Here is a 23,330-nt window from a genome sequence, read left to right as displayed (position 1 = left end):
AAGGCGAAAAAGTTTCTTGCAAGCGCGTGCATCGTCATTTAGGCCAATTGTTATGACGCATGACTTCGATCCGCTTCAGCCGGAGACGTTCGACAGCGCGAATGGGGAGTATGCCGAGCTGCGCGCCCGGTGCCCCGTTGCGCATAGCGACGCGTGGGGCGGCTTTTGGGCCTTGATGAAACACGCCGATGTCGCCGCCGCGGCGACCGATTGGCAGACCTTCATCACCTCCAAACAGAATGTCGTGCCAAAGGTTGCCTTCACCGGCCGCCGCCCGCCGCTGCATCTGGATCCACCCGAGCACACCCCCTATCGCCGCGCGATCGCGCCCCTGCTGACCGAGCGTAAGGTCGCGAGGCTGGAGCCGATCGTGCGGCGAATTTGTCGGGACCTGCTGACTGACATGGTCGCGCAGGGTGGGGGCGATGTCGTCGCCGATTATTCCGCGCACATGCCGATCGCGGTGTTCGCGCACTGGATGAACCTGACGCCCGATGCGGTGGACGAACTCACCCGCGTCGGTCAGCGCTACAATATTGCGGTTCAGTCCGCCGATATGGACGCGACCAAGGAATCGAGCCTGCTGCTTTACGATATGGCGCGCGGCATCGTCGCCGACCGCAAGGCGAACCCGCTCCCGGTCGATGAGGATGTGACCAGCGCTTTGCTCGCCACGCGTGTCGATGGCGAGCCGCTGCCCGAAGAGATGATCGTCGGCACGATCCGTCAGGTGCTGGTCGTCGGCATCATTGCGCCGAGCGTGATGATCGGGTCGATCGCGGTGCATCTGGGTCGCGATCAGGCGCTGCAGGCAAAGCTGCGCGCCGACCCGGCACTGGTTCCTGCGGCGGTCGAGGAATTTCTGCGCCTCTACACTCCATATCGCGGGTTCGCGCGTACCGCGGTCACCGATGTGACGATCCGCGGGCGCACGATCCCTGCCGGCGAGCCGATCGCGCTCGTCTATGCCTCGGCCAATCGCGACGAAGAGGTATTCGAGGACGCCGACCAGTTCCGCATCGATCGCCCGAACATGAAGGATTCGCTCGCGTTCGGGCGCGGCACGCACTCGTGCGTCGGTGCGGCGCTGGCGACGCTGGAACTGAATGTGGCGGTCGAGGAACTACTCGCCGCCGCACCCGGCTTCACCCTGACCGGTGAGCCCAAGCCGACCCGCTTCCCGGAAATCGGCGCGCTCAGCGTGCCGATCGCGTTCGGACACGCGGCATGACCCATATTTTCCTCGCCGCGGGCGACCTCGCCCCCGATCGCGACGATTATGACGAGAGCTATGTCGCAACCCGTGACGTGCTGCACGCCGCCGACATCGCCTTCGCCCAGCTGGAAACTAGCTTCGCCGAAAAGGGCGTCCGCCTGCCGCAAGCGCGCCACGCCGTGCTCGCCCGCCCAGACGGTGCTGATGCACTCGCGCGCGCCGGATTCGACGTCATTTCGATGGCGGGCAACCACGTCCTCGACTGGGGCAATGACGCCTTTTTCGAGACCAAGGCGAACCTCGAGCGCGTCGGGCTCAAGGTCGTCGGGGCAGGGGCGAATATCGCCGAAGCGCGCAAGCCCGTGAAGATCACGCTCGGCGATGGAACGCGCGTCGCGATCCTCGCTTACTGCACCATCCTCCCGCACAGCTATTGGGCGGAGGAACGCCGCCCCGGTTGTGCCCCGATGCGCGCGCACACGCTCTACGAACAGATCGAACATGACCAGCCCGGCACCCCCGCGCGCATCCACACCTTCCCGCACCGCGAGGATCTCGCGGCGCTCGAGGCGGATATCCGCGCTGCCAAGGCCGATGCTGACCTCGTCTTCGTCTCGCTCCACTGGGGCATCCATTTCGTCCGCGCGAGCATCGCCGACTATCAGCGCGATGTCGCGCGTGCTGCAGTCGCCGCCGGGGCCGACGCGATCCTCGGCGGCCACCCGCACATCCTGAAGGGCTGCGAGGTCATCGACGGTGCGCCGGTCTTCTACTCGCTGTGCAACTTCGCCACCGACCTGCGCATGGACCCGGTCCACGCCGCGTCGAAAAGCTTCAACGAAATCCGCGTGCTCGCCGAGGAGTGGGAGCCGGACTTCGAAAGCCTGTACAATTTTCCCAAGGCATCGCGCATGTCGCTGGTCGCGCGGTTCGAGATCGCCAACGGGCGCATCGTCCGCTCGGGCTTCCTCCCGCTCTATATCGACCGCGACGCCGTGCCGCGCTTCGTCGAACCGGGCAACGACCGGCACGCTGAAATCGTCGACTACATGGCGGCCGTGACCGCCGAAGCAGGGCTCAACGCCCGCTATCGTGTGGAGAGTGACATGGTCGTCCTGGAAGCCGCGGCATGAGCGACGGCAAACCCGCAACCGCATCGGGCTTCCCCCTGGAAGGCTATGTTTTCCTCTATCTCATCGCTTATCTGCCCAACGTCATCATCACCAAGCTGGTGACGAGCACGGTCCATCCCGGCCTCGGCCGTCCGCTGACCGGCCTTGAGACGCTCCCTGCGTCGCTGATCATCTCGACCGTGCTGACCTATCTCTTCATCTGGTGGTCGGGCTGGCACAAGGACGCGCATGGCGTGATGGTGCTCGGTCGCCGCATCCCGGTGCCGACCAAATATACCATGTATTCGGGGCTCGGCACCGCGCTGGTGCTGTTCACCGTGCCGCTCTCCTTCACCTTCGAAGGCGTCAGCATCCCGTTCATCCAGCTGTTGATGCGCGGCGACATCCTGATCATCGCGCCGATCGTCGACCTGATCTTCGGCCGCCGCGTGCGCTGGTGGAGCTGGACTGCGCTGGTGATGGTGCTGGCCGCGATGGTGATCACGCTGAAGGACCGGGGCGGCCTGTATCTCCCGCCACTCGCTATCCTGACGGTGGTGCTCTACACCATCGGCTACTTCGTCCGCCTGATCGTGATGACCAAGGTGTCGAAGAGCGGCGATCCCGCCAGCGTCCGGCAATATTTCGTCGAGGAAAAGGTGTTCGCGCTGCCGCTGTCGGTTGCGATTCTCGCGGCGATCTCCGCCTCGGGCATTGGCAGCCAGTCGGGCGCGCTCGGCTGGGGCTTTATCTCGGTGTGGACCGATCCGGTGATCTGGCCGCTGCTCGGCATCGGCATCACGCTCACCATCGTCTCGGTCTTCGCGATCATCATCCTGCTCGACCCGCGCGAGAACGCGTACTGCGTGCCGCTGGAGCGCGCCGCCAGCCTCGTCGCGGGCGTCGGCGGTGCATTGATCCTCGCCTGGGTCTGGGGCCTGCCGCATCCGCGCCCGGCCGAGCTGGTCGGTGCCGGAATCCTGATCGCCGCCATCGTGTTGCTTTCGCTTGCCCCGCGCTTTGCCGACCGGCCCGCCCGGGCGGCGCGTGCGGAAACCACCTGAAACAAACCATCGCGTTCATTCGACCCGCAGAGACAGGCGGGCTGAACATAAGGAGGGGAATGAAATGACCAACACCATTTGTCGCCCGTCGACCCTGTTGGGCCGCAGCGCATTGGGCGCGCTCGCGCTCGCCATCGCCAGCCCGGCCCTCGCGCAGGAAGAGACTCCGGCCATCGACGCGCAGGCCGCCGAACAGGACATCGTCGTCACCGGCAGCCGCATCCGCGGCATCGACCCGGTCGGCTCGGCAGTGATCGCGATCGATGCCGACCAGATCATGGAAGAGCCGGTCACCTCGACCAACGACATCCTCCGCCGCGTGCCGCAGGTCGTGTCGCTGGGCGCGAACCGTGCCGGCGGCAGCGCTCAGAACGGCGCGGCCAATGCCACGCGCGGCGCCGGCATCAACCTGCGCGGCCTGTCCACCAACGCCACGCTACTTTTGTATGACGGCAAGCGCCTGCCGCCACAGGGGACGCAGGGCCAGTTCACCGATCCCTCCGCCATCCCCTCGATCGCGCTCGGCCGGATCGAGGTCGTCGCCGACGGCACCTCCGCCGTCTATGGCTCGGACGCGGTCGCCGGCGTGGTCAACCTGATCCTGCGCAAGGATTTCTCCGGGATCGAGGTGCGCGGCCGCTACGGCATCACCGAAGCCGACTATTACGAGGCGCAGGCCGCCATATTGCTCGGGCATAAATGGGATAGCGGCTGGATCATGGCCGCCGGCGAATATGCCAAGAACAACAATCTGTTCGGCTCCGAACTCGACTTCTACACCTCCGACAATCGCAGCCGGGGCGGGCGCGACCTGCGCGGCACCAACTGCGCGCCCGGCACCATCGTCGCGGGCGGGGTCAACTATGCGATTCCCGCGGGCGGCGTGACGCCCGGTACGGTCGGCAGCCTCGTCGCCAACACCCGCAACCTCTGCGAATTCCGCGACATTGCCCAGGTCATCCCCGATCAGGAACGTTGGAGCGGCGTGGCGGCGGTGAGCCAGGACATCACCGACGGAATCCGCATCTTCGCCGACGGCTTCTACTCGCGGCGCAGCGGCACCTTGCTGTTCAACCCGACCGCGAACGCGACCGTGCCGAGCACCAACCCCTTCTTCGTCTCCCCGGTCCCCGGCGCGACGTCGGTGACGGTCCAGACGACCTTCCTCGGCGCGACCGGTGCGCTGCCCAACCCCTATTGGGCCAGCACCTGGAACGTGTCGGGCGGGGTCGAGGCCGACCTGTTCGGCGACTTCCAGGGCACGGTCTATTATGCTCAGGGCCGGTCGGAAGAGGTCGCCGACCGCCGCCGCTCGGGCATCAATGCCGGCGCGCTCAATGCCGCGCTTGCCGACACCAACCCGGCCACCGCGCTCAACGTGTTCGGCGGCGCGAACAACCCGGCGACGCTCGCGCGGATCACCGACAATTACTTCGTGATCGAGGGCAAGACCCGGCTTGAGGTCATCAACGCGCAGATGGACGGGTCGCTGTTCGCGATCCCAGGCGGCAATGTCCGCATCGCGCTCGGTGCCGAGCATCGCGTCGAATATACCTACACCTCGCTGCTCACCGGACAGGCCGCAACGCAGGTCCGCACCGCCAGTGACGGAAGCCGCAATGTCGACGCGGTCTTCGCCGAACTGTTCGTGCCGATCGTCGGTGCCGACAATGCCGCGCCGGGCCTTGAGCGCCTCAACCTCAGCCTCGCGCTGCGGCATGAGAATTACAGCGATTTCGGCAGCACCACGAATCCCAAGATCGGCGTGACCTACTCGCCCTGGACCGGGCTGGTGCTCAAGGGGACCTACGGCACCTCGTTCCGCGCGCCGACCTTTACCGAAGTGTCGACCGTCGGCGGCGGCGCCGGCCTGTATTTCGATACGCTGCCCGGGCCCAGCGGCAACCAGATCGGTATCGGCATCGCCGGCGGCAATCCCAATCTGAAGCCCGAACAGGCGACCACCTGGTCGTTCGGCGTCGATGTGACGCCGCCGGAAATCCCCGGCTTCACCGCGTCGCTCAACTATTTCCGGATCGACTATACCGACCAGATTCAGGCGCTGCGCGGCACGCCCGGCCTGCTCACCAACCCGATCTACAGCCAGTTCGTGCAGTTCAATCCGACCCCGGCGCAGATCAGCGCGCTGGTCAATTCGGGCCTGCCGATCAACCAGGCGATCAACCAGTCGCTGGTGACGTTCATCGCCGATGGCCGTCGCCAGAATCTCGGCACCTCGCTGTTCCGCGGGCTCGATTTCACCGCCGCCTATCGCTGGAACTGGGGCGGGGTGGAGCTCGATGCAGGGATTCAGGGCACCTATATCCTCGACTATCTGTTCGAAGCGGTGCCGGGCGCGGGGCTGGTCAATGTGCTCGACACGATCGGTTTCACCCAGAAATTCCGCACCCAGGCGGACATCGGCGCGAAGGTCGGCGGGTTCAAATCGCGCCTGACCTGGAACCACCTCAACGGCTACACCAACACCACCTCGACTGTGGTGCGCGATGTCAGCAACTACGACACGTTCGACCTGCTGGTCGGCTATGACTTCACCGACCGGATCAACCTGTCGCTGGATGTGCGCAACCTGTTCGACGAGGATCCGCCCTTCGTCGACACGACCAACGGCTTCGACCCGCAGGCGTCGAACCCGATCCCGCGCATGTTCGCGATCACGGCGAACGTGAAGTTCTGATGCCGGCACTGCTCGCCGCAGCCCTGGCCGGGTGCGCGTCCCTCACGGGCGCGCATCCGGGCGGGGTGACCGTCACCGCGGCGACAGCCATCACCCCCGCGCCCAGCTGGACGCCGCAGACCACCAGCTTCTATCGCGGCGGTCCGGTCAGCGTCCCGCTGTGCCGGGTCGAGGGGGTGATCGAGGGCACTATCGGCTTCGAACTCTGGCTTCCCGCGACGTGGAACGGCCGCCTGCTCGGTGCGGGCGTGGGCGGCGATGCTGGAGTCTACAACTATACCGACATGAGCCGCCGGGTGGGGGAGGGCTTTGCCACCGTCACCACCGACAGCGGGCACAAGGTGACCCAGGCGCGCTGGATGGCCGATCCCAAGGCGCGGGTCGATTACGAACATCGCGCGGTCCATTTGACCGCCATCGCGGCCAAAGCACTCGCCGCCAAATTCTACGGCCGCACGGTGGACAAGAGCTATTTCACCGGCTGCTCGGGCGGCGGGCGTCAGGCGCTCAAGCAAATGCAGAACTACCCCGGCGACTATGACGGGGTCATCGCCGGCGCACCGGGGCCGTATATGCCGCTCCAATCGGTGCGGATGCTGTGGTTCGCGCTGCAGCAGAAATGGACCCCGGCAGGCGCGCTGAGCGACGCCGACTGGGCCCTCTACGAAAGCAAGGCCACCGCCGCGTGCGATACGCAGGATGGCGTGAAGGACGGGGTGATCAGCAAGCCGCTCGTCTGCACGTTCAAGACCGCGACGTTGCTGTGCAAGCCCGGCCAGACCGAAGCCTGCCTGACCGCACCCAAGCTCAAGATGCTCGACCTGATCCGCGCGCCGATGCGCGACGAGGCGGGCAGGGCAATGGACGGCGGCCTGTTCGCGGGCGTCCGCACGCGCCCCGGTCCGCCATCGCCGCTGCTGCGCGCGATGTGGGCCGATGGCGTGTACGACGACGCGAACTGGAACGAGGACAGCTTCCAGCGCAGCCGCGACCTGCTCGCCGCCAACCGCAAAATGCCCGAGCTGCGCGCCGACAAGGTCGCAATCCAGCCGTTCATCCGGGCGGGCGGCAAGGCGATCCTCTATCAGGGTTGGGCCGACCCCTCGACCAACGCCGGCCCGACGATCGACTATTATGCCGCGCTCGCTCGCGCCCATGGCGGGCTCGCCAAGCTGGACGACAGCGTCCGCCTGTTCATGGCCCCCGGCATGTACCACTGCGCGCGCGGTCCGGGAGCCGACCAGTTTGGCGCGTCGGGGCACCTGAGCTGGCCCGGCGACCCATCGCGCGATGTGCTGTGGTCGCTGATCCACTGGGTTGAAAAGGGGCAGGCCCCGACGCGGCTCACCGCCACCAAGATCGAGGAGGGCAGGGAGCGGTTCACCCGCACGCTCTGCCCCTATCCGCAAGCCGCGCGCTGGGACCGGAAAGGACCGACCGAAGCCGCGTCCTCCTATCGCTGCGCGGTTGATCCGGCGCTGGTCCGCTACATGTCCCGCAGGTCGTTAGTGGGGTCCTGAGCGGCGTTCACCCCGCCTCAGGTGGCTTCCACCCACGCATCGCCAGCAGCGCACCGGCCGCGACGATCGAGCCGAGGCCCATCATGATCGCCACCGTCTGGAGCTGATAGCCCGCCGCGAACAGGAACCCGGCGAGCGCCGGTGCCAGCGCGGAGCCACCGCGCCCGACGCCGATGACAAATCCGGTCGCGCTGGCGCGGACGCTGGTCGGGAAGGACTGGGCGATCAGCGCGTACAGCCCGACCACCCCGGCGTTGGTGGCAAAGCCCGCCGCAGCCGCGACCATCGACAGCCCGGCCAGATCGCTCTGCCCCTGCCCGAACAGGATGACGAGGCCGGTCGACAGCAGCATCGCGACGATGGTCAGCGCGAGCAGCCGGATCTTGCCCGTCAGCAGCCCCAGCACCAGCGACCCGCTCGCCCCGCCGACGCTCGCCCAGACCAGCACACCGGCCGCCTCGGGCGGCGGGAAGCCCATATCCTTCACGATCGGCGGGATCCACTTCACGATGAAGTAGAAGGTCATGATGTGCATCAGATAGGCCAGCGTCAGCAGGATCGTCGCCCGGCTGAGCTGCGGTGAGAACAGGGCGACCAGCGGCACCTTGCGCTTGGGCGTGTCGGTCACGGGGGGCAGGGCGTCGACCGGCGGGTGCCCCATGCGCGCCAGCGTCGCGTTGATCCGCTCCAGCGCATTGGGCGGACGCTTGTGCATCAGGAACGCAATCGACTCCGGCGCGCGCCACAGCACCAGCGGGATGAACAGCAGCGAGCAGATCGCGCCGAACACGAACACCGCGCGCCAGTCAAAATGCACCAGCAGCAGGCCCGAGATCGATCCGCCGACGATCGTGCCGACCGGATAGCCTGCCGCCATCAGCACCACGGCGAGCGAGCGGCGCTGCGCATTGGCCGCCTCCGCCACAGCGGCATTGGTCGCGGCGAGCATGCCGCCGATGCCCAACCCGGTCAGCACGCGCCAGCCCGACAGGATTTCGACATTTGCCGCGCTCGCCGCACCCAGCATGCCGATCGTCATCAGCACCAGGCACGACAGGATGGTCGCGCGCCGCCCGATCCGGTCGGCGATCCCACCCAGGAACAGCGATCCGACCGCCATGCCGATCAGCTCCATCGACAGCACCAGCCCAAGGCCGGAGGGGCCGAGCTGCCATTCCTCGCGAATGCCGTTGGCGGCAAAGCTGATCGACAGCACGTCGAACCCGTCGAGCGCGTTGAGCCCCACCATCGTCGCGACCACGCCCCATTGGAAGCGGGACATCGGTGCCTGATCGATCAGCGCCCGTGGATCGGTAGCCATTTCCCCTCCATTGGCCGCGTTCCGGCCATTGTTATATCTGAAAACAACCTATCGATAGATGCGCGCGAGCATTTCCTCAAGTGTTGCCAGTTCGGCGGCGCTGAATCGCGCCTTCAGCCACGCTTCATGCTCCAGAATCGCGGCCTTTGCCTGTGCCAGCAGGGTTTCGCCCGCGTCGGTCAGCCGGAACGCGATCCGCCGTCCATCGGTACGCGACGGGCTGCGCGATACCAGCCCGCGCTTCTCCAGCCCATGCACCAGCGCCATCGTCGTCGCACGATCCATGTCGAGCGCCTGAGCGAGATCGGTCTGCGCCAGATCGGGGTGATCCCCCGTCAGCCACAGCACCGATACCTGTTTCTGCGTCAGCCCCAGATCGGCGAAATGCTCGACGAAATGCCGCTGCACCGCGCCATGCGCGCGCCGCAGCCTGAGCCCCAGAATGCCCTCGAGATCGCCGCGGCCAATCGTCACGCCTCTTCCGCCTCCATCAATTTCCGGATGATCGTCCGCGCCCGCACGCTGCCCTGATCGATCGAATAGCCGCGCAGCTTCATGTCGGGATTCGCCATTATGCTGCGCTGCTGCGCCTCCAGCACTTCGACATCCTCGTCGAACACCTGGCCCTGCTGCGCCTTGAACCGTGCGGTGAAGCCGGCATCGTCGATGTCGAAGTTTCTCGCCATGCCCCAGAAATAGTGAGTCGTCGTTTCGGTCTCCGGAGTCATGGCATCGACGACGAAGCCGCGCACCCCCGAATTATGCTCCTCGATCGTATCCCCCGCATCCGCCGGAGACACGCCGACATCGATCAGCACCGATGACGGCGGGATGAAGTGGCACACCTGCCAGCGATCGACCGGCCCGGCCGAGCGCAGCGCGTCGCGCCAGAAGGGCGGCGGCTCGATCCCCGGCATCCAGCGGCGGACGAACACTTCCTCGCCATCGACCACCGTCTCGATCGGCGCCTCGGTAATCTCGTGCTGCCCGATCGACCCCTGATGCACCCAGGTCTCGTGGGACAGGTCCATGAGGTTGTCGATCACCAGCCGGTAATCGCAGCTGATGTGATTATACCCGCCATCGAACGTCCATCCCGGCGCGCTGCACGGCCAGAAATCGGGGATCGTCGCCGGATCCGCCTTCGCCGCATCGCCGATCCACACCCACACAAAGCGATGCTTCTCGACCACCGGATACAAAGTCGCGCACACCGCCTTGGGCACCGCCTCCGACTTGATCGGCATTTCGCTGGCACAGCCATCGGGCTCGATCAGCAGCCCGTGATAGCGGCACCGGATCGAATCCCCCTCCTTGAACCCCATCGACAGCGGGAGCAGCCGGTGCGGACACGCATCGCGCATCGCCACCACGCTGCGGTCCAGCTTGCGGTAGAGCATTACCGGTTCGCCACAGATGGTGCGCGCGATCGGCGTGCGATCCACCTCCGAATCCCATGCGGCGACATACCAGCGGTTGGTGATCCAGGTCATTGCCTCGCTCCTCTTCCTGTCCTATCGCTCATTGCAGCATTTTGTATGTAACACTTACAAATATCGCAAGGAGAATCAGGATGCCCACACCCCCGTTCCGCGCCGATCATGTCGGCAGCTTCCTCCGCCCCAAGGCGCTGATCGACGCCCGCGCCGCGTTCAAGGCGGGTGAGATCGACGCCGCAGCATTGCGCGCCGTCGAGGACGAAGCGATTCGCGGCGTGGTGAAGTTCCAGGAGGATCTGGGGCTTCAGGGCATCACCGACGGTGAGTTCCGCCGCACCTATTTCCACACCGATTTCCTGCTCCAGCTCGACGGCGTCGATGAGGCTGGCGGCACCCAGGTGAAGTTCCACCAGCATGGCGGCAAGGAGCTGGAATATGCCCCGCCGGTGATGAAAATCACCGGCAAGATCGGCCATGCCAAGGACATCCAGCGCGCCGATTATGAATTCCTCGCCAGCTGCACGTCGCGCACGCCCAAGGTGACGATCCCCTCGCCGACCATGCTGCACTTTCGCGGCGGCCGCGACGCGATCGACGCCTCCGCCTATCCGGACCTTGAGGAGTTCTACACCGACCTCGCCGCCGCCTACCGCGCCGAGATCGCCAGCCTCGCCGATGCCGGCTGCCGCTACCTCCAGCTCGACGACACCAACCTCGCGTATCTGTGCGACGACACGCAGCGTGAGAACGCCCGCAAGCGCGGCATGGACCCCGACGAGCTGCCGCGCCTCTACGCGCGCATCATCAACGATTCGATCCGCGACAAGCCCGACGACATGGTCGTCTGCGTCCACCTCTGCCGCGGCAATTTCCGCTCGAGCTGGGCAGCAGAAGGCGGCTACGAGCCCGTCGCCGAAGTGCTGTTCAACGAACTCAATATCGACGGCTATTTTCTCGAGTATGACGATCCCCGCTCGGGCGATTTCGCCCCGCTGCGCTTTGTCCCCAAGGGCAAGACCGTCGTGCTCGGCCTCGTCACGACCAAGCTCGGCGAGCTGGAGTCAAAGGACGACGTCAAGCGCCGCATCGAGGAAGCCGCGCAATTCGCGCCGCTCGATCAGCTCGCCCTGTCGCCGCAATGCGGCTTCTCCTCGACCGTCCACGGCAACGACATCGAGGTCGAGCAGCAGGCGGCAAAGATGCGCCTGGTGATCGACGTGGCGAAGGACGTTTGGGGGTAACCCCGCCTACGTTTGTGCTGAGCTTGTCGAAGCACGTGCGTCTGCCCTTGGTGGACGCGCCCTTCGACAGGCTCAGGGCAAACGGACGTTGATTCTTCACACGAATTCCGCGCCGGTCAGCCTTCCTCGGGCCAATAGAGCCGCATCGGATTGGCGACGAGCAGCTTGTGCTGCAACGCCGCGGTCGGCGCGATTTCGGGGATCACATCAACCAGCGCGCCGTCATCGGGCAGCACGCTCTCCATGTTCGGATGCGGCCAATCGGTGCCCCACAGCACGCGATCGGGATAGGCTTCGACCAGCGGGCGCACCGCGTTCACGAAATCGGCATAAGGCGGCCCGGCGGGATCGAGCCGGTCGGGGCACGTGACCTTGGTCCAGATGTCGTCGCGACTATCGAGCAGCGCGCGAAACGCCGTCATGTCCGCGCCGTCCGGCCCCTGCCGCACATCGGGCCGGCCCATATGGTCGATCACGATCGGCACCGGGATCGTGGCGAGGAACGGCTTCATTTCCTCAAGAATATCCGCCTCGAAATAGACCACGACGTGCCAGTTCAGCCGCGCGATCCGTTCCGCCACTTCGAGGAACTTGTCCTTCGGCGCATCGTCCACCAGCCGCTTCAAAAAGTTGAACCGCACCCCGCGAATGCCGCCCGCATGCAGCGCATCCAGCTCGGCGTCGCCGATCGCCGGATCGACCACCGCGACCCCGCGACACGTGCCGTTCGACACGGCAATGCCGTTCAGCGTTGCCGCATTGTCGGTCCCGTGACAGCTCGCCTGAACGATGACATTGCGCGCAAAGCCGAGCTGCGCGCGCAGCGCGAACAGCGCGTCGGGCCCAGCATCCTGCGGCAAATATTTGGCTTTGGGGCTGAACGGGAATTGCGCCTGCGGCCCGAACACATGGCAATGTGCGTCGACCGCTCCGGGAGGCGGGGTGAAGCGTGGCTTCGACGGCTCCAGCGTCCAGCTGCGGATACGTCCGTCCTGATCTGTGCTCACCGCCACACTCCCATATTTCCGTCATCCTGAACTTGTTTCAGGATCCACCGCTCCACAGGCGACTGAGCCGGTGGCGGCAGGGTGGACGACGAAGCACGTCCGGCCTGACCGCCCTTGGCCAAACGCCGACGCCGCATCACCCGAACACAACCCCATCCATCAGCTTCCGTGCTGTCCGCAGCATCCCGGCCTCAACCGGTGCGCCAGCATCATCCAGCGTAACGACGCACTCGGTCACCCCGGTCGGATGCTCGACGCCCAGGGTCAGCGACCGCCCCTCCGGCACCACCGCCAGCGCCGCCGCCGGCGATCCCTCGATCAGACACGCCGTCGCCACGCTGACCGCCCCCAGCACACCGATCGAGGCATGCACGCGATGCGGGATCAGCGAGCGCACCGCAATCGCGCCACCGTCGCGTGGCGCTGCGACCAGCATCATCTTGGGCACCGATTTCCCGGTCACATCGCCCAGGTTCATCAACGGCCCGGCCTTCAGCCGGATCGCCTCCACCTTCGCCTTCATCGCCGCGTCGGCGTCGAGCGTATCGCGGTCCTCGTAGCCGGTGATGCCGACATCGCTCGCCGCGATCACCACGCACGGCATGCCATTGTCGATCAGCGTGACCTTCACGCCGTCGATCTCGTCGACGCCATTACCGGTCGGCAAGAGCGCGCCGCAGCTCGATCCGGCGGTGTCGCGAAAGGCGAGGGGGATGGGGGCCGCAGTTCCCGGCACGCCGCTGATGCTGGCATCGCCGTCATAACGGACCACGCCGCCCGGTGACTGCACCGTCGCCACCGCGACCTGCCCGGTATTCTCCATGAAGATCGCGACGCGCGTCTCGCCGTCCTGCGCTGCCACCAACCCGCGCTCGATCGCGAACGGCCCGATCCCGGCGAGGATATTCCCGCAATTCTGCGCATCGGTGACGATCGCCTGATCGACGAACACCTGCAGGAACAGATACTCGACGTCGACCCCATCACGGTCGGACTTGCGCACCACCGCGACCTTGCTCGTCAGCGGATCGGCCCCGCCCATCCCGTCGATTTGCCGCGGATCGGGCGACCCCATCACCCGCAGCAGGAAGGCGTCGCGCGCGGCGGTGTCGCTGGGCAGGTCGTCGGCAAGGAAATACCCCCCCTTCGAAGTTCCCCCGCGCATCCACATGCAGCGGGCGCCCTCACTCATATTTCAGCCCCATCTCCGCGAGGCGCGGCCGCATGTCGTAAATGTCGAGCCCCAGCTCCCCGGCCGCCAGCCGCACGCGCTTGGCCTCCTCGGCCGCCTCGCGCTTGCGCGCCGCCTCCAGCACAGTGCCGGCATCGGCGCGCTTGACCACGCACACACCGTCATCATCGGCGACGATGACATCGCCCGGCTCGATAGCTGCCCCAGCACACACGATCGGCACATTGACCGACCCGAGCGTATTCTTGACCGTCCCCTGCGCAAACACCACCTTCGACCACACCGGAAAGCCCATCTGCGTCAGGTCGCGCACATCGCGCACGCCCGCGTCGATCACCAGCCCGCGGCACCCCCGCGCCATCGCGCTGGTCGCCAGCAGATCGCCGAAATAGCCATCGACGCATGGGGAGGTCGGCGCGAGGACGAGGATATCGCCCGCCTGCAGCTGCTCGATCGCGACATGCACCATCCAATTGTCGCCGGGCGGGGACGAGATGGTCACCGCATTCCCCGCGATCCGCGCCCCGGAGTAAATCGGACGCATGGTGTGGGCGAGCAGCCCGATCCGCCCCTGCGCCTCATGCACCGTTGCAACGCCGGCCTGGCCAAGGCCATCGACGATGTCCATCGGGGTGCGCTCGATATTCTGGACGACGCGTGCACTCATTGTCTTCTCCGGTGCGGAATGTCGAACCCGCCTTTGGGCCGATGCAGCCTTGTTGCGCGACATGTTCGCTTTTTTGAACAAATGCGCATTTCGGCCCGCGACTATGTTCACCTTCCATGGCTGCCGATCTCCAACACGCCATAATATGAATTCCGTTTATGTAATAAGATTTTCGGATATGTTGGTGGCATGATCCGGCCGTTTGACCTTAACCTCCGCCATCTCCGCGCGCTCGGGCAAGTGATCGCGCAGGGCAGCCTCAACCGCGCGGCGGAGGCGGCGGGTCTGTCGCAACCGGCACTGACGCAGGGGTTGGCCAAGCTTGAGAAGCAGCTGGGCGTCACCCTGTTCGACCGGCATTCGGACGGTGTGACGCCAAGCCCGGCCGGGACAGCGCTGGCAGAGCGGGTGGAGCGCGCGTTCGACCAGCTTGCCGCAGCGACGCGGCGTTCGGCGCGCGGCGGAACGCGCGGGTTTGCGCGGCCCGAATTGCTGATGACCGCGACCCAGCTCGACGCCTTTCTGCACTTCGCCGATGCGCAGGGCTTTGCCGGCGCGGCGGCGGCGAGCGGGATGTCGCAGCCTGCCGTCCACCGTTCGGTGCGCGAACTCGAACAGGTGTGCGCCACGCCATTGGCAGAGCGGCGGGGGCGGGGGATGGCCCTGACTCCGGCGGGCCGGTCGCTGGCGCGGGGGGTCCGCCTTGCCGCGAGCGAGATCGCGGCGGGGATCGCCGAGGCGCGCGGCGACACGGGGGAGGGCGGGCGGATCGCGATCGGCGCCATGCCGCTCAGCCGCGCGCTGCTGCTGCCCCACAGCCTTGCGCAATTCCTGCGCGAAGAGCCACGCACCGTGGTCGATGTGGTCGAGGGATCGTGGCGCGAGCTGGTCGATCCGCTGCTCGACGGCATCATCGACATCATGGTCGGCGCGCTGCGCGACGACTGCCCGCCCGGGGTGGAGCAGGTGCCGCTGTTCACCGATCGCCTCGCGATTTTCGGGCGCCGCGGGCATCCGCTGGCGCAGGGGTCAGTCGACCTCGACACGCTCGCCGCGCAATCCTGGGTCGTCGGCCCGGTCGGCACCCCGCTGCGCGCGCATTGGGAGGCGCTGTTCGCCGGGCGCGCGCTGCCTCCCGTGCCGATCGAGTGCGGCTCGGTGATGGTGATCCGCGGCCTGCTGGTGCAGAGCGACCTGCTGACCCTGCTCTCGCCCGACCAGGTCGCGCTGGAGGTGGGGGCAGGGATGCTCGAACGCATCGGCCCGCGACTCCCCGCTGCAGTCCGCACCATCGGCATCAGCACCCGCGCCAACTGGCGCCCCACCGCCAGCCAGGCCCGCTTCATCGACCTCCTCCACCGCGCCTCAAAAGAGACCAGACTTCACAAAAACGGATAGCCCCCAAAGCAATCCGATTAGAACATGTCGCGGAACAACGCTTCATAGACCCCATGATCGGTGTGACATCTCTTGTGGGATTTGGCGAAGCAGGCCAGGCGTTCGGCCAACCCGGCGTCGCGGCCTTCGACATCGCGACTGAGAATGGCGAAACACGTCCGCGCAAGATCGCCGAATATGAACGCGCCGATGTACGCTGGTCCGCCACCCCCGCCGGTGCCTTGGCGCGCGCCGATCTGGTGCTGTGCGTCGTCACTGCCGATCAGGCGCTCGCCGCCGCGCAGCGTTGTGCGCCGCTGCTGAAACCAGGCGCCTTGTGGCTCGATATGAACAGCGTTGCGCCCGGCACCAAGCGGGAGGCGGCACAGGCGATCGAGACTGCAGGCGGGCGTTACGTTGATGTCGCGGTGATGGCGCCCGTGTTGCCTGCGCGGCTGGGCGTCCCGCTGCTGGTCGCGGGGCCACATGCCGATGCCGCCGCCGAAGCCCTGCGCGCCTATGGCTTTGCCAAGGTCGCAGTGTCGGGGCCCACCGTCGGTGACGCGTCGGCGATCAAGATGATCCGGTCGGTGATGGTCAAGGGGCTGGAGGCGCTGACCGCCGAATGTGTCCTGGCGGCGGAGCGGGCGGGGGTGCGTGAGGCAGTGCTCGCCTCGCTCGACGCGAGCTGGAAGGAACAGGGCTGGGCGGAGCGCGTCGACTATAATCTCGATCGCATGCTCGCGCACGGCACGCGCCGAGCCGCCGAGATGGAGGAGGTCGCCAAGACGCTGAGCGGTCTGGGCGTCGATCCGGCCATGACGCGCGGCACGATCCAGCGGCAGCGTGAGATGGGTGCGCTCGATTTGACGCCGCCCGATGGGCTGACGGCGAAACTCGCCGCGATTGAAGCAAGGGAAGAGGACCAAGCCGCGTGATCATCGACTGCCACGGCCATTACACCGTCCTGCCCAAGGCGCATGACGCCTGGCGCGAGGAGCAGAAGGCGGCGTTCAAGGCGGGGACACCGTGCCCGCCCTATCCCGAGATCAGCGATGACGAGATCCGCGAGACGATCGAGGCGAACCAGCTGCGCCTGATCAAGGAGCGCGGCGCGGATTTGACGATCTTTAGCCCCCGCGCTTCGGCGATGGCGCCGCATGTCGGGGATGAGAACGTGGCGATCGAATGGGCGCGCCGCTGCAACGACCTGATCGCGCGTGTCGTCGGGCTGTTCCCCGAGACGTTCGTCGGCGTGTGCATGCTGCCGCAATCGCCCAAGGCCGACATGACCGCGAGCATCGCCGAGCTCGAGCGGTGCGTGACCGAACTCGGCTTTATCGGCTGCAATCTCAACCCCGATCCGGGCGGCGGGCATTTCACGCATCCGCCGCTGACCGACCGTTACTGGTACCCGTTCTACGAGAAGATGGTCGAGCTGGACGTCCCGGCGATGATCCATGTCTCGGGCAGCTGCAACCCGGCGATGCACGCGACCGGCGGCTATTATATCGCTGCTGACACGGTGGCGTTCATGCAGCTGCTGGAAGGCGATCTGTTCGCCGATTTCCCGACGCTCCGCTTCATCATCCCGCATGGCGGCGGCGCTGTGCCGTACCATTGGGGGCGCTATCGCGGCCTTGCCGACATGCTGAAGAAGCCGGCGCTCGACACGCATCTGATGAACAACATCTTCTTCGACACCTGTGTCTATCACCAGCCGGGCATCGACCTGCTGGCCGACGTGATCGAGAACAAGAACATCCTGTTCGGGTCGGAAATGGTCGGCGCGGTGCGCGGCATCGATCCCACCACCGGGCATTATTTCGACGATACCAAGCGCTACGTCGATGCCCTCGACATCAGCGACGCAGAGCGTGCCGCGATCTTTTCCGGCAATGCCCGCCGTGTCTTCCCCCGCCTCGACGCCAAGCTGAAGGAGCGCGGCCTGTGACCGACCACACCGACATCCACGCCTATCTCGCCGAGTTCGAGGATATTCCCGGCACGCGCGTGTTCACCGCCAAGCGCGCGCGCGCCGGGTACCATATGAACCAGTTCGCGATGAGCCTGATGAAAGCCGAGAACCGCGAACGCTTCAAGGCGGACGAGCGCGCCTATCTCGACGAATGGCCGCTCTCCGAAGAGATGAAACAGGCGCTGCTCGACCGCGATTACAACAAGTGCCTGGATCTGGGCGGCAACGTCTATTTTCTCGCTAAACTGTTCTCGACCGATGGCATCCCGTTTGCCGAGGCGGTCAGCACGATGACCGACATGAGCTTTCCCGAATATCGCGAGATGATGATGCGCGGCGGGCGTTCGCCCGAAGGCGTCCGCTCGATCAAAGAAGGACGTTGACCATGGCACGGATTACCGCAGGCGTTGCATCGAGCCATGTGCCGCTGCTCGGCGTGGCCGTCGATCAGGGCAAGGATCGCGACGATTATTTCGGCCCGATCTTCGCCGGATACGACTGGACACGCGAATGGCAAAAGGCCGAGAAGCCCGATGTCGTCATCCTGGTCTATAACGACCATGCGTCGGCGTTCGACATGAAGATCATTCCGACCTTCGCGATCGGCTGTGGCGAGCGTTACACTTCGGCCGACGAGGGCTGGGGGCCGCGTCCGGTGCCGGATGTCGAGGGGCATCCCGACCTTGCCTGGCATATCGCGCAAAGCCTGGTGCTCGACGAATTCGACATGACGATCATCAACGAGATGCAGGTCGATCACGGCCTGACCGTTCCGTTGTCGATGATGTTCGGAACGCCTGATGCGTGGCCGTGCAAGGTGATCCCGCTTGCGGTCAATGTCGTCACCTATCCGCCGCCCTCGGGCAATCGCTGCTGGGCGCTGGGTGAGGCGATTGCGCGCGCCGTGGCGAGCTTTCCCGAGGATCTGAACGTTCAGGTGTGGGGCACCGGCGGCATGAGCCACCAGTTGCAGGGGCCGCGCGCCGGCCTGATCAATCGTGAGTGGGACAATATGTTCCTCGACGGTCTGATCGGCGACAGCGATCACCTGCGCCGCATCCCGCACATCGAATATCTGCGCGAGACCGGGTCCGAGGGGATCGAGATGGTCATGTGGCTGATCATGCGCGGCGCGCTGGGCAAGCGCACCGCCGCGCTGCACCGGCATTATCATATCCCGTGTTCGAATACCGCGATCGGGCATCTCGTGCTGCGTCCGGACAATGGCGAGGGGCTGGATATGGCCGGGAGCGGGGTCGCGGCCTGACCCGTCACCCCAGCGCAAGCTGGGGACTCGGACGGCAAGGACAGTCCGCATGAGACCCCAGCGTTCGCTGGGGTGACGAATTAAACTGGAGCGAAACATGAAAATCGCACTCGCAGGCGCCGGGGCTTTCGGCGAAAAACATCTCGACGGGCTCAAGAACATCGACGGGGTCGAAGTAGTCTCGGTCGTCGGTCGTCGGCTCGAACCGACTCAGGCGGTGGCCGACAAATATGGCATTCGGCACGCCACCACGGACCTTGCCGAAGCGCTGGAGCAGCCGGGCCTCGACGCGGTAATCCTGTGCACGCCGACCCAGATGCACGCCGCCCAAGCGATCCAGTGCATGGACGCGGGCAAGCATGTGCAGGTCGAAATTCCGCTGTGCGACAGCCTGGCGGATGGCGAGGCGGTGCTGGCCAAGGCGCAAGAGACTGGCCTGACCGCGATGGTCGGCCATACCCGCCGCTTCAACCCGAGCCATCAATATCTGCATCGCAAGATCGCGGCGGGTGAACTGAACGTCCAGCAGATGGATGTGCAGACCTATTTCTTCCGCCGCCAGAACATGAACGCGAAGGGCGAGGCGCGCAGCTGGACCGATCACCTGCTGTGGCACCACGCCGCGCATACGGTGGACCTGTTCGCCTATCAGGCCGGGCCGATCGTCGCCGCCAATGCGGTTCAGGGGCCGATTCATCCTGAGCTTGGCATCGCGATGGACATGTCGATTCAGCTGAAGGCGGAAAGCGGCGCGATCTGCACGCTCAGCCTGTCGTTCAACAATGACGGGCCGCTCGGCACCTTCTTCCGCTATATCTGCGACAACGGCACCTGGATCGCGCGCTACGACGATCTGGTGACCGGGCGCGAGGAGCCGGTCGACCTGTCCGGGGTGGCGGTGTCGAACAACGGTATCGAGCTGCAGGATCGAGAGTTCGTCGCGGCGATCCGCGAGGGGCGTGAGCCCAATTCCAGCGTTGCGCAGGTGCTGCCCTGCTACCGCGTGCTGCACCAGCTGGAGCAGCAGCTCAACGCCGCGCGCTGAACATCAATCGGTCGCGCGTGCGCGGCCCTTGGGGGACTGACATGAAGACCCAGGTTGCGATCATTGGGGCAGGGCCGTCCGGCCTGATGCTCGGCCATCTGCTGCGTCAGGCGGGGGTGGATTGCGTCGTCGTCGAGCGCGCGGCGCCGGACTATGTGCTCGGCCGTATTCGGGCGGGGGTGCTGGAGACGGTGACGACCGATCTGATGACTCGGCTGGGCCTCGACGCGCGGATGAAGCGGGAAGGGCTGGTCGAAGCGGGGTTCAACCTCGCCACCGACGATCGGCTGATCCGCATCGATATCGCCGCGCTGACCGGGCGCAACGTGATGGTCTATGGCCAGACCGAGCTGACCCGCGACCTGATGGACGCGGCGCCGGAGCGGGGGCTCGAGGTCATTTACGATGCAGGCGATGTCGCGCTGCATGAGATCGAGGGTGATGCGCCGTTCGTTACCTATATGAAGGACGGCGCGACGAACCGGATCGACTGCGCCTATATCGCCGGGTGCGACGGGTTCCACGGGCCATCGCGCAAGGCGATCCCGGCGAGCGCGGTGCGGGAGTTCGAACGAGTCTATCCGTTCGGCTGGCTCGGCATTCTGGCGGATGTGCCGCCGTGCCATGACGAGCTGATCTATGCCAATGGGCAGCGCGGCTTCGCGCTGGCCTCGATGCGCTCGAAGACGCGCAGCCGTTATTACATCCAGGTGCCGCTGAGTGACCGGATCGAGGACTGGACCGAGGAGCGGTTGTGGGATGAACTCGCCGCGCGGTTCGACCCGATCAGCGAGCATAAGGTGACGCGCGGTCCGGCGCTGGAAATGTCGATCGCGCCGCTGCGCTCCTATGTGTTCGAGACCATGCGGCATGGCCGGCTGTTCCTCGCCGGGGACAGCGCGCATATCGTGCCGCCGACCGGAGCCAAGGGGCTGAATCTGGCCGCTTCGGACGTCGCCTATCTGTGTGACGCGCTGGTGGGTGCGGTGAAGCAGGGGGATGCGGCGGGGCTGGACGGCTATCAGGCGCGCGCGCTGGCGCGGATCTGGAAGGCGGAGCGGTTCAGCTGGTACCTGACCAAGCTGATGCACCGCTTCCCCGAGGATGGCGCGTTCGAGCATCGCATGCAGGAGGCCGAACTGGACTATGTCGCCAGCTCGACCGCGATGCAGACGGCGATTGCGGAGAATTATGTGGGGCTGCCGCTCTAGGCCCCCGCAAGCTGGGGGCGATTTGCCAGCAGGTGATCAACCACCGACGGGTCGGCCAGCGTCGACGTGTCTCCAAGATTGCTGACGTCATTCTCGCCGATCTTGCGCAGGATGCGGCGCATGATCTTGCCCGATCGGGTCTTGGGCAAAGCCGGGGCGAACTGGATCACGTCGGGGGTGGCGATGGGGCCGATTTCCTGGCGCACCCATTTGATCAGCTCGGCGCGCAGCGCGGCGTCGGGCTCGACCTCGGCATTGGTGGTGACGAAGGCGTAGATGCCCTGGCCCTTGATGTCGTGCGGCATGCCGACGACTGCGGCTTCGGCGACCTTGTGGTGGGCGACGAGCGCGCTCTCGATCTCGGCGGTGCCCATGCGGTGGCCAGAGACGTTGATGACGTCGTCGATGCGGCCGGTGATCCAGTAATAGCCGTCCTCATCGCGGCGGCAGCCGTCGCCGGTGAAATAGCGGCCGGGGAAGGTACTGAAATAGGTCTGGAAGAAGCGGTCATGGTCGCCCCACACCGTGCGCATCTGGCCGGGCCAGCTGTCGGTGATGACAAGGCAACCGTCGCCTGCGCCCGTGATCTCGTTCCCGTCATTGTCGAGCAGGGCGGGCTGGACGCCGAAGAACGGCTTGGTCGCCGAACCAGGCTTGAGCGCAGTCGCGCCGGGCAGGGGGGTGATCATCGCGCCGCCGGTCTCGGTCTGCCACCAGGTATCGACGATCGGGCAGCGGCCCTCACCGACCACGCGGTGATACCATTCCCATGCCTCGGGATTGATCGGCTCGCCGACGCTGCCGAGCAGGCGCAGGCTGGTGCGGCTGGTGCGCTTCACCCACTCATCGCCCTCGCGCATCAGCGCGCGCAGGGCGGTTGGGGCGGCGTAGAAGATCTCGACCTTGAACTTGTCGACCACCTGCCAGAAGCGGCTGTGGTCGGGGAAGTTGGGGACGCCCTCGAACATCACGCTCGTCGCGCCATTCATCAGCGGGCCGTAGACGACATAGCTGTGCCCGGTGACCCAGCCCACATCGGCGGCGCACCAGTAGATCTGGCCGGGGCGGTAGTCGAAGACATATTCGTGCGTCATCGCGGTCCAAACCGCATAGCCGCCGGTGGTGTGCAGCACGCCCTTGGGCTTGCCGGTCGATCCTGAGGTATAGAGGATGAACAGTGGGTCTTCCGCGCCCATCGCCTCGGGCGCGCAGTCGGCGCTCTGGCTGGCGGCTTCGGCCCAGTCGATATCGCGGCCGGCGACCATCGGCACATCGGCGTTGGTGCGGCGGAGCATGATGACGCGCTCGACCCCGGGGCAGCGCGCGAGGGCGGCATCGACATTGGCCTTGAGCGGGATGCGCTTGCCGCCGCGTAGCCCCTCGTCGGCGGTCAGGACGATGCGGCTGTCGCAATCCTGGATGCGCCCGGCGAGCGCGTCGGGGGAGAAGCCGGCGAATACGATCGAATGGATCGCGCCGATCCGCGCACAGGCGAGCATTGCCACCGCCGCCTCCGGCACCATCGGCAGGTAGAGCGTCACCCGCTCGCCGCGCTTCACCCCCTGTGCCTTCAGCAGATTGGCGAAGCGGCAAACATCGGCATGCAGCTCGCGATAGGTGATGGCGCGATGCGGCTCATCCGGGCTGTCCGGTTCCCACAGGATCGCGGTTGCGTCGCCGCGCTCGGCCAGATGGCGGTCGAGCGCGTTGGCGCTGATGTTGAGCGTGCCGTCGGCGAACCACGCGATGCCGAAATCGGCCTCGTCGAAGCTGGTTTCCTTGACCCGCGTAAAAGGCGTGATCCAGTCGATCCGCTGCGCCGCCTCACGCCAGAAGCCCTCGGGATCCTCGACCGAGCGGCGGTACATCGCGTCATAGCCGTCCGCATCGACCAGCGCGCTTGCCGCCCATTGTTCGGGTACCGGGAAGATCGTCTGGGCCATGTCACTCTCCTGTCTACGCCGCGCGTTTGCTA

At 66.0% G+C, this 23,330-nt stretch carries 20 protein-coding genes; 13 read left to right on the top strand and 7 right to left on the bottom strand.

Annotation, left to right across the window (positions count from 1 at the left end; translation table 11 throughout):
- Positions 1–52: 52 nt before the first annotated feature.
- The 5 genes from KYX69_RS19000 to KYX69_RS18980 all read left to right on the top strand — a co-directional run bounded on the left by KYX69_RS19000 (position 53) and on the right by KYX69_RS18980 (position 7,610).
- Positions 53–1,231 carry a cytochrome P450 gene (locus KYX69_RS19000; protein ID WP_300500246.1) on the top strand — a complete coding sequence of 393 codons (1,179 nt, stop codon included), beginning with the start codon at positions 53–55 and terminating at the stop codon, positions 1,229–1,231.
- A complete protein-coding gene (locus tag KYX69_RS18995; RefSeq protein ID WP_300500244.1) occupies positions 1,228–2,349 on the top strand; it encodes a CapA family protein in 1,122 nt (373 codons plus the stop codon). The genes KYX69_RS19000 and KYX69_RS18995 overlap by 4 nt, the downstream gene beginning before the upstream one ends.
- The gene (locus KYX69_RS18990; protein WP_300500241.1) at positions 2,346–3,392 is read left to right on the top strand and encodes a hypothetical protein; all 1,047 of its coding nucleotides are present in this window, start codon (positions 2,346–2,348) and stop codon (positions 3,390–3,392) included. The genes KYX69_RS18995 and KYX69_RS18990 overlap by 4 nt, the downstream gene beginning before the upstream one ends.
- Positions 3,393–3,456: 64 nt before the next feature.
- On the top strand, positions 3,457–6,090 hold the full coding sequence (locus KYX69_RS18985) for a TonB-dependent siderophore receptor (protein ID WP_300500239.1): 2,634 nt from the start codon (positions 3,457–3,459) through the stop codon (positions 6,088–6,090).
- A complete protein-coding gene (locus KYX69_RS18980) occupies positions 6,090–7,610 on the top strand; it encodes a tannase/feruloyl esterase family alpha/beta hydrolase (RefSeq protein ID WP_300500236.1) in 1,521 nt (506 codons plus the stop codon). The genes KYX69_RS18985 and KYX69_RS18980 overlap by 1 nt, the downstream gene beginning before the upstream one ends.
- A 7-nt stretch (positions 7,611–7,617) precedes the next feature.
- Here KYX69_RS18980 and KYX69_RS18975 read toward each other — a convergent pair whose 3' ends face one another.
- From KYX69_RS18975 to KYX69_RS18965, 3 genes are read right to left on the bottom strand one after another with little or no spacing between them, the layout of a single operon-like run.
- Positions 7,618–8,931, bottom strand: coding sequence for an MFS transporter (locus KYX69_RS18975; protein ID WP_300500233.1), 1,314 nt, complete (start codon positions 8,929–8,931; stop codon positions 7,618–7,620).
- Between the two features lie 48 nt (positions 8,932–8,979).
- Positions 8,980–9,405, bottom strand: coding sequence for a MarR family winged helix-turn-helix transcriptional regulator (locus tag KYX69_RS18970; protein ID WP_300500231.1), 426 nt, complete (start codon positions 9,403–9,405; stop codon positions 8,980–8,982).
- Positions 9,402–10,424 carry an aromatic ring-hydroxylating dioxygenase subunit alpha gene (locus KYX69_RS18965; RefSeq protein ID WP_300500228.1) on the bottom strand — a complete coding sequence of 341 codons (1,023 nt, stop codon included), beginning with the start codon at positions 10,422–10,424 and terminating at the stop codon, positions 9,402–9,404. The genes KYX69_RS18970 and KYX69_RS18965 overlap by 4 nt, the downstream gene beginning before the upstream one ends.
- A gap of 80 nt (positions 10,425–10,504) precedes the next feature.
- Between KYX69_RS18965 and KYX69_RS18960 the strand changes: the two genes are divergently transcribed.
- Positions 10,505–11,611, top strand: coding sequence for a 5-methyltetrahydropteroyltriglutamate--homocysteine S-methyltransferase (locus KYX69_RS18960; RefSeq protein WP_300500225.1), 1,107 nt, complete (start codon positions 10,505–10,507; stop codon positions 11,609–11,611).
- Between the two features lie 116 nt (positions 11,612–11,727).
- Here KYX69_RS18960 and KYX69_RS18955 read toward each other — a convergent pair whose 3' ends face one another.
- The 3 genes from KYX69_RS18955 to ligK all read right to left on the bottom strand — a co-directional run bounded on the left by KYX69_RS18955 (position 11,728) and on the right by ligK (position 14,477).
- Positions 11,728–12,618 carry an amidohydrolase gene (locus KYX69_RS18955; protein WP_300500223.1) on the bottom strand — a complete coding sequence of 297 codons (891 nt, stop codon included), beginning with the start codon at positions 12,616–12,618 and terminating at the stop codon, positions 11,728–11,730.
- Between the two features lie 136 nt (positions 12,619–12,754).
- Entirely contained in the window at positions 12,755–13,810 is a 1,056-nt protein-coding gene (locus tag KYX69_RS18950; RefSeq protein ID WP_300500220.1) for a 4-oxalomesaconate tautomerase, read from the bottom strand.
- Positions 13,803–14,477 (bottom strand): 4-carboxy-4-hydroxy-2-oxoadipate aldolase/oxaloacetate decarboxylase, encoded by a 675-nt coding sequence (gene ligK / locus KYX69_RS18945; RefSeq protein ID WP_300500217.1) that lies wholly within the window; start codon positions 14,475–14,477, stop codon positions 13,803–13,805. Before ligK ends, KYX69_RS18950 begins: the two co-directional genes overlap by 8 nt.
- 189 nt (positions 14,478–14,666) lie before the next feature.
- On the opposite strand from ligK, the gene KYX69_RS18940 reads away from it, so the two are divergent.
- From KYX69_RS18940 to pobA, 7 genes are all read left to right on the top strand, one after another.
- Positions 14,667–15,875 carry a LysR family transcriptional regulator gene (locus tag KYX69_RS18940; protein WP_300500214.1) on the top strand — a complete coding sequence of 403 codons (1,209 nt, stop codon included), beginning with the start codon at positions 14,667–14,669 and terminating at the stop codon, positions 15,873–15,875.
- A 53-nt stretch (positions 15,876–15,928) separates the two neighbouring features.
- Positions 15,929–16,792: an NAD(P)-dependent oxidoreductase gene (locus KYX69_RS18935; protein WP_300500211.1), complete on the top strand. Its 864-nt coding sequence runs from the start codon at positions 15,929–15,931 to the stop codon at positions 16,790–16,792.
- Positions 16,789–17,808, top strand: a complete 1,020-nt coding sequence (locus KYX69_RS18930) for an amidohydrolase family protein (RefSeq protein WP_300500209.1) — start codon at positions 16,789–16,791, stop codon at positions 17,806–17,808. The genes KYX69_RS18935 and KYX69_RS18930 overlap by 4 nt, the downstream gene beginning before the upstream one ends.
- Positions 17,805–18,215: a protocatechuate 4,5-dioxygenase subunit alpha gene (gene ligA, locus KYX69_RS18925; protein WP_300500206.1), complete on the top strand. Its 411-nt coding sequence runs from the start codon at positions 17,805–17,807 to the stop codon at positions 18,213–18,215. Before KYX69_RS18930 ends, ligA begins: the two co-directional genes overlap by 4 nt.
- A gap of 2 nt (positions 18,216–18,217) precedes the next feature.
- Positions 18,218–19,099: a class III extradiol dioxygenase subunit beta gene (locus KYX69_RS18920; protein ID WP_300500204.1), complete on the top strand. Its 882-nt coding sequence runs from the start codon at positions 18,218–18,220 to the stop codon at positions 19,097–19,099.
- Positions 19,100–19,196: 97 nt separating this feature from the next.
- Positions 19,197–20,144: a Gfo/Idh/MocA family oxidoreductase gene (locus KYX69_RS18915; protein ID WP_300500201.1), complete on the top strand. Its 948-nt coding sequence runs from the start codon at positions 19,197–19,199 to the stop codon at positions 20,142–20,144.
- A gap of 41 nt (positions 20,145–20,185) precedes the next feature.
- Complete coding sequence (gene pobA / locus KYX69_RS18910; protein ID WP_300500199.1) at positions 20,186–21,355, top strand: 4-hydroxybenzoate 3-monooxygenase; 1,170 nt, start codon at positions 20,186–20,188, stop codon at positions 21,353–21,355.
- On the opposite strand, the gene acs is transcribed toward pobA, so the two are convergent.
- A complete protein-coding gene (acs, locus tag KYX69_RS18905) occupies positions 21,352–23,298 on the bottom strand; it encodes an acetate--CoA ligase (RefSeq protein WP_300500196.1) in 1,947 nt (648 codons plus the stop codon). The genes pobA and acs overlap by 4 nt on opposite strands.
- Between the last annotated feature and the right edge of the window lie 32 nt (positions 23,299–23,330).

Origin of the sequence: Sphingomonas sp. (assembly GCF_030145815.1) — a bacterium.
Lineage (GTDB): Bacteria > Pseudomonadota > Alphaproteobacteria > Sphingomonadales > Sphingomonadaceae > Sphingomonas.
The sequence above is the reverse complement of the archived record's forward strand: the minus strand, read 5'-3'. Positions and strand labels throughout refer to the sequence as shown.

Excerpts from the sequence above, each read along its gene's own strand:
- KYX69_RS19000 (WP_300500246.1), top strand. The coding sequence starts at position 53 with ATGACGCATGACTTCGATCCGCTTCAGCCGGAGACGTTCGACAGCGCG.
- KYX69_RS18995 (WP_300500244.1), top strand. The coding sequence starts at position 1,228 with ATGACCCATATTTTCCTCGCCGCGGGCGACCTCGCCCCCGATCGCGAC.
- KYX69_RS18990 (WP_300500241.1), top strand. The coding sequence starts at position 2,346 with ATGAGCGACGGCAAACCCGCAACCGCATCGGGCTTCCCCCTGGAAGGC.
- KYX69_RS18985 (WP_300500239.1), top strand. The coding sequence starts at position 3,457 with ATGACCAACACCATTTGTCGCCCGTCGACCCTGTTGGGCCGCAGCGCA.
- KYX69_RS18980 (WP_300500236.1), top strand. The coding sequence starts at position 6,090 with ATGCCGGCACTGCTCGCCGCAGCCCTGGCCGGGTGCGCGTCCCTCACG.
- KYX69_RS18975 (WP_300500233.1), bottom strand. The coding sequence starts at position 8,931 with ATGGCTACCGATCCACGGGCGCTGATCGATCAGGCACCGATGTCCCGC.
- KYX69_RS18965 (WP_300500228.1), bottom strand. The coding sequence starts at position 10,424 with ATGACCTGGATCACCAACCGCTGGTATGTCGCCGCATGGGATTCGGAG.
- KYX69_RS18960 (WP_300500225.1), top strand. The coding sequence starts at position 10,505 with ATGCCCACACCCCCGTTCCGCGCCGATCATGTCGGCAGCTTCCTCCGC.
- KYX69_RS18950 (WP_300500220.1), bottom strand. The coding sequence starts at position 13,810 with ATGAGTGAGGGCGCCCGCTGCATGTGGATGCGCGGGGGAACTTCGAAG.
- ligK (WP_300500217.1), bottom strand. The coding sequence starts at position 14,477 with ATGAGTGCACGCGTCGTCCAGAATATCGAGCGCACCCCGATGGACATC.
- KYX69_RS18940 (WP_300500214.1), top strand. The coding sequence starts at position 14,667 with ATGATCCGGCCGTTTGACCTTAACCTCCGCCATCTCCGCGCGCTCGGG.
- KYX69_RS18935 (WP_300500211.1), top strand. The coding sequence starts at position 15,929 with ATGATCGGTGTGACATCTCTTGTGGGATTTGGCGAAGCAGGCCAGGCG.
- KYX69_RS18920 (WP_300500204.1), top strand. The coding sequence starts at position 18,218 with ATGGCACGGATTACCGCAGGCGTTGCATCGAGCCATGTGCCGCTGCTC.
- KYX69_RS18915 (WP_300500201.1), top strand. The coding sequence starts at position 19,197 with ATGAAAATCGCACTCGCAGGCGCCGGGGCTTTCGGCGAAAAACATCTC.
- pobA (WP_300500199.1), top strand. The coding sequence starts at position 20,186 with ATGAAGACCCAGGTTGCGATCATTGGGGCAGGGCCGTCCGGCCTGATG.
- acs (WP_300500196.1), bottom strand. The coding sequence starts at position 23,298 with ATGGCCCAGACGATCTTCCCGGTACCCGAACAATGGGCGGCAAGCGCG.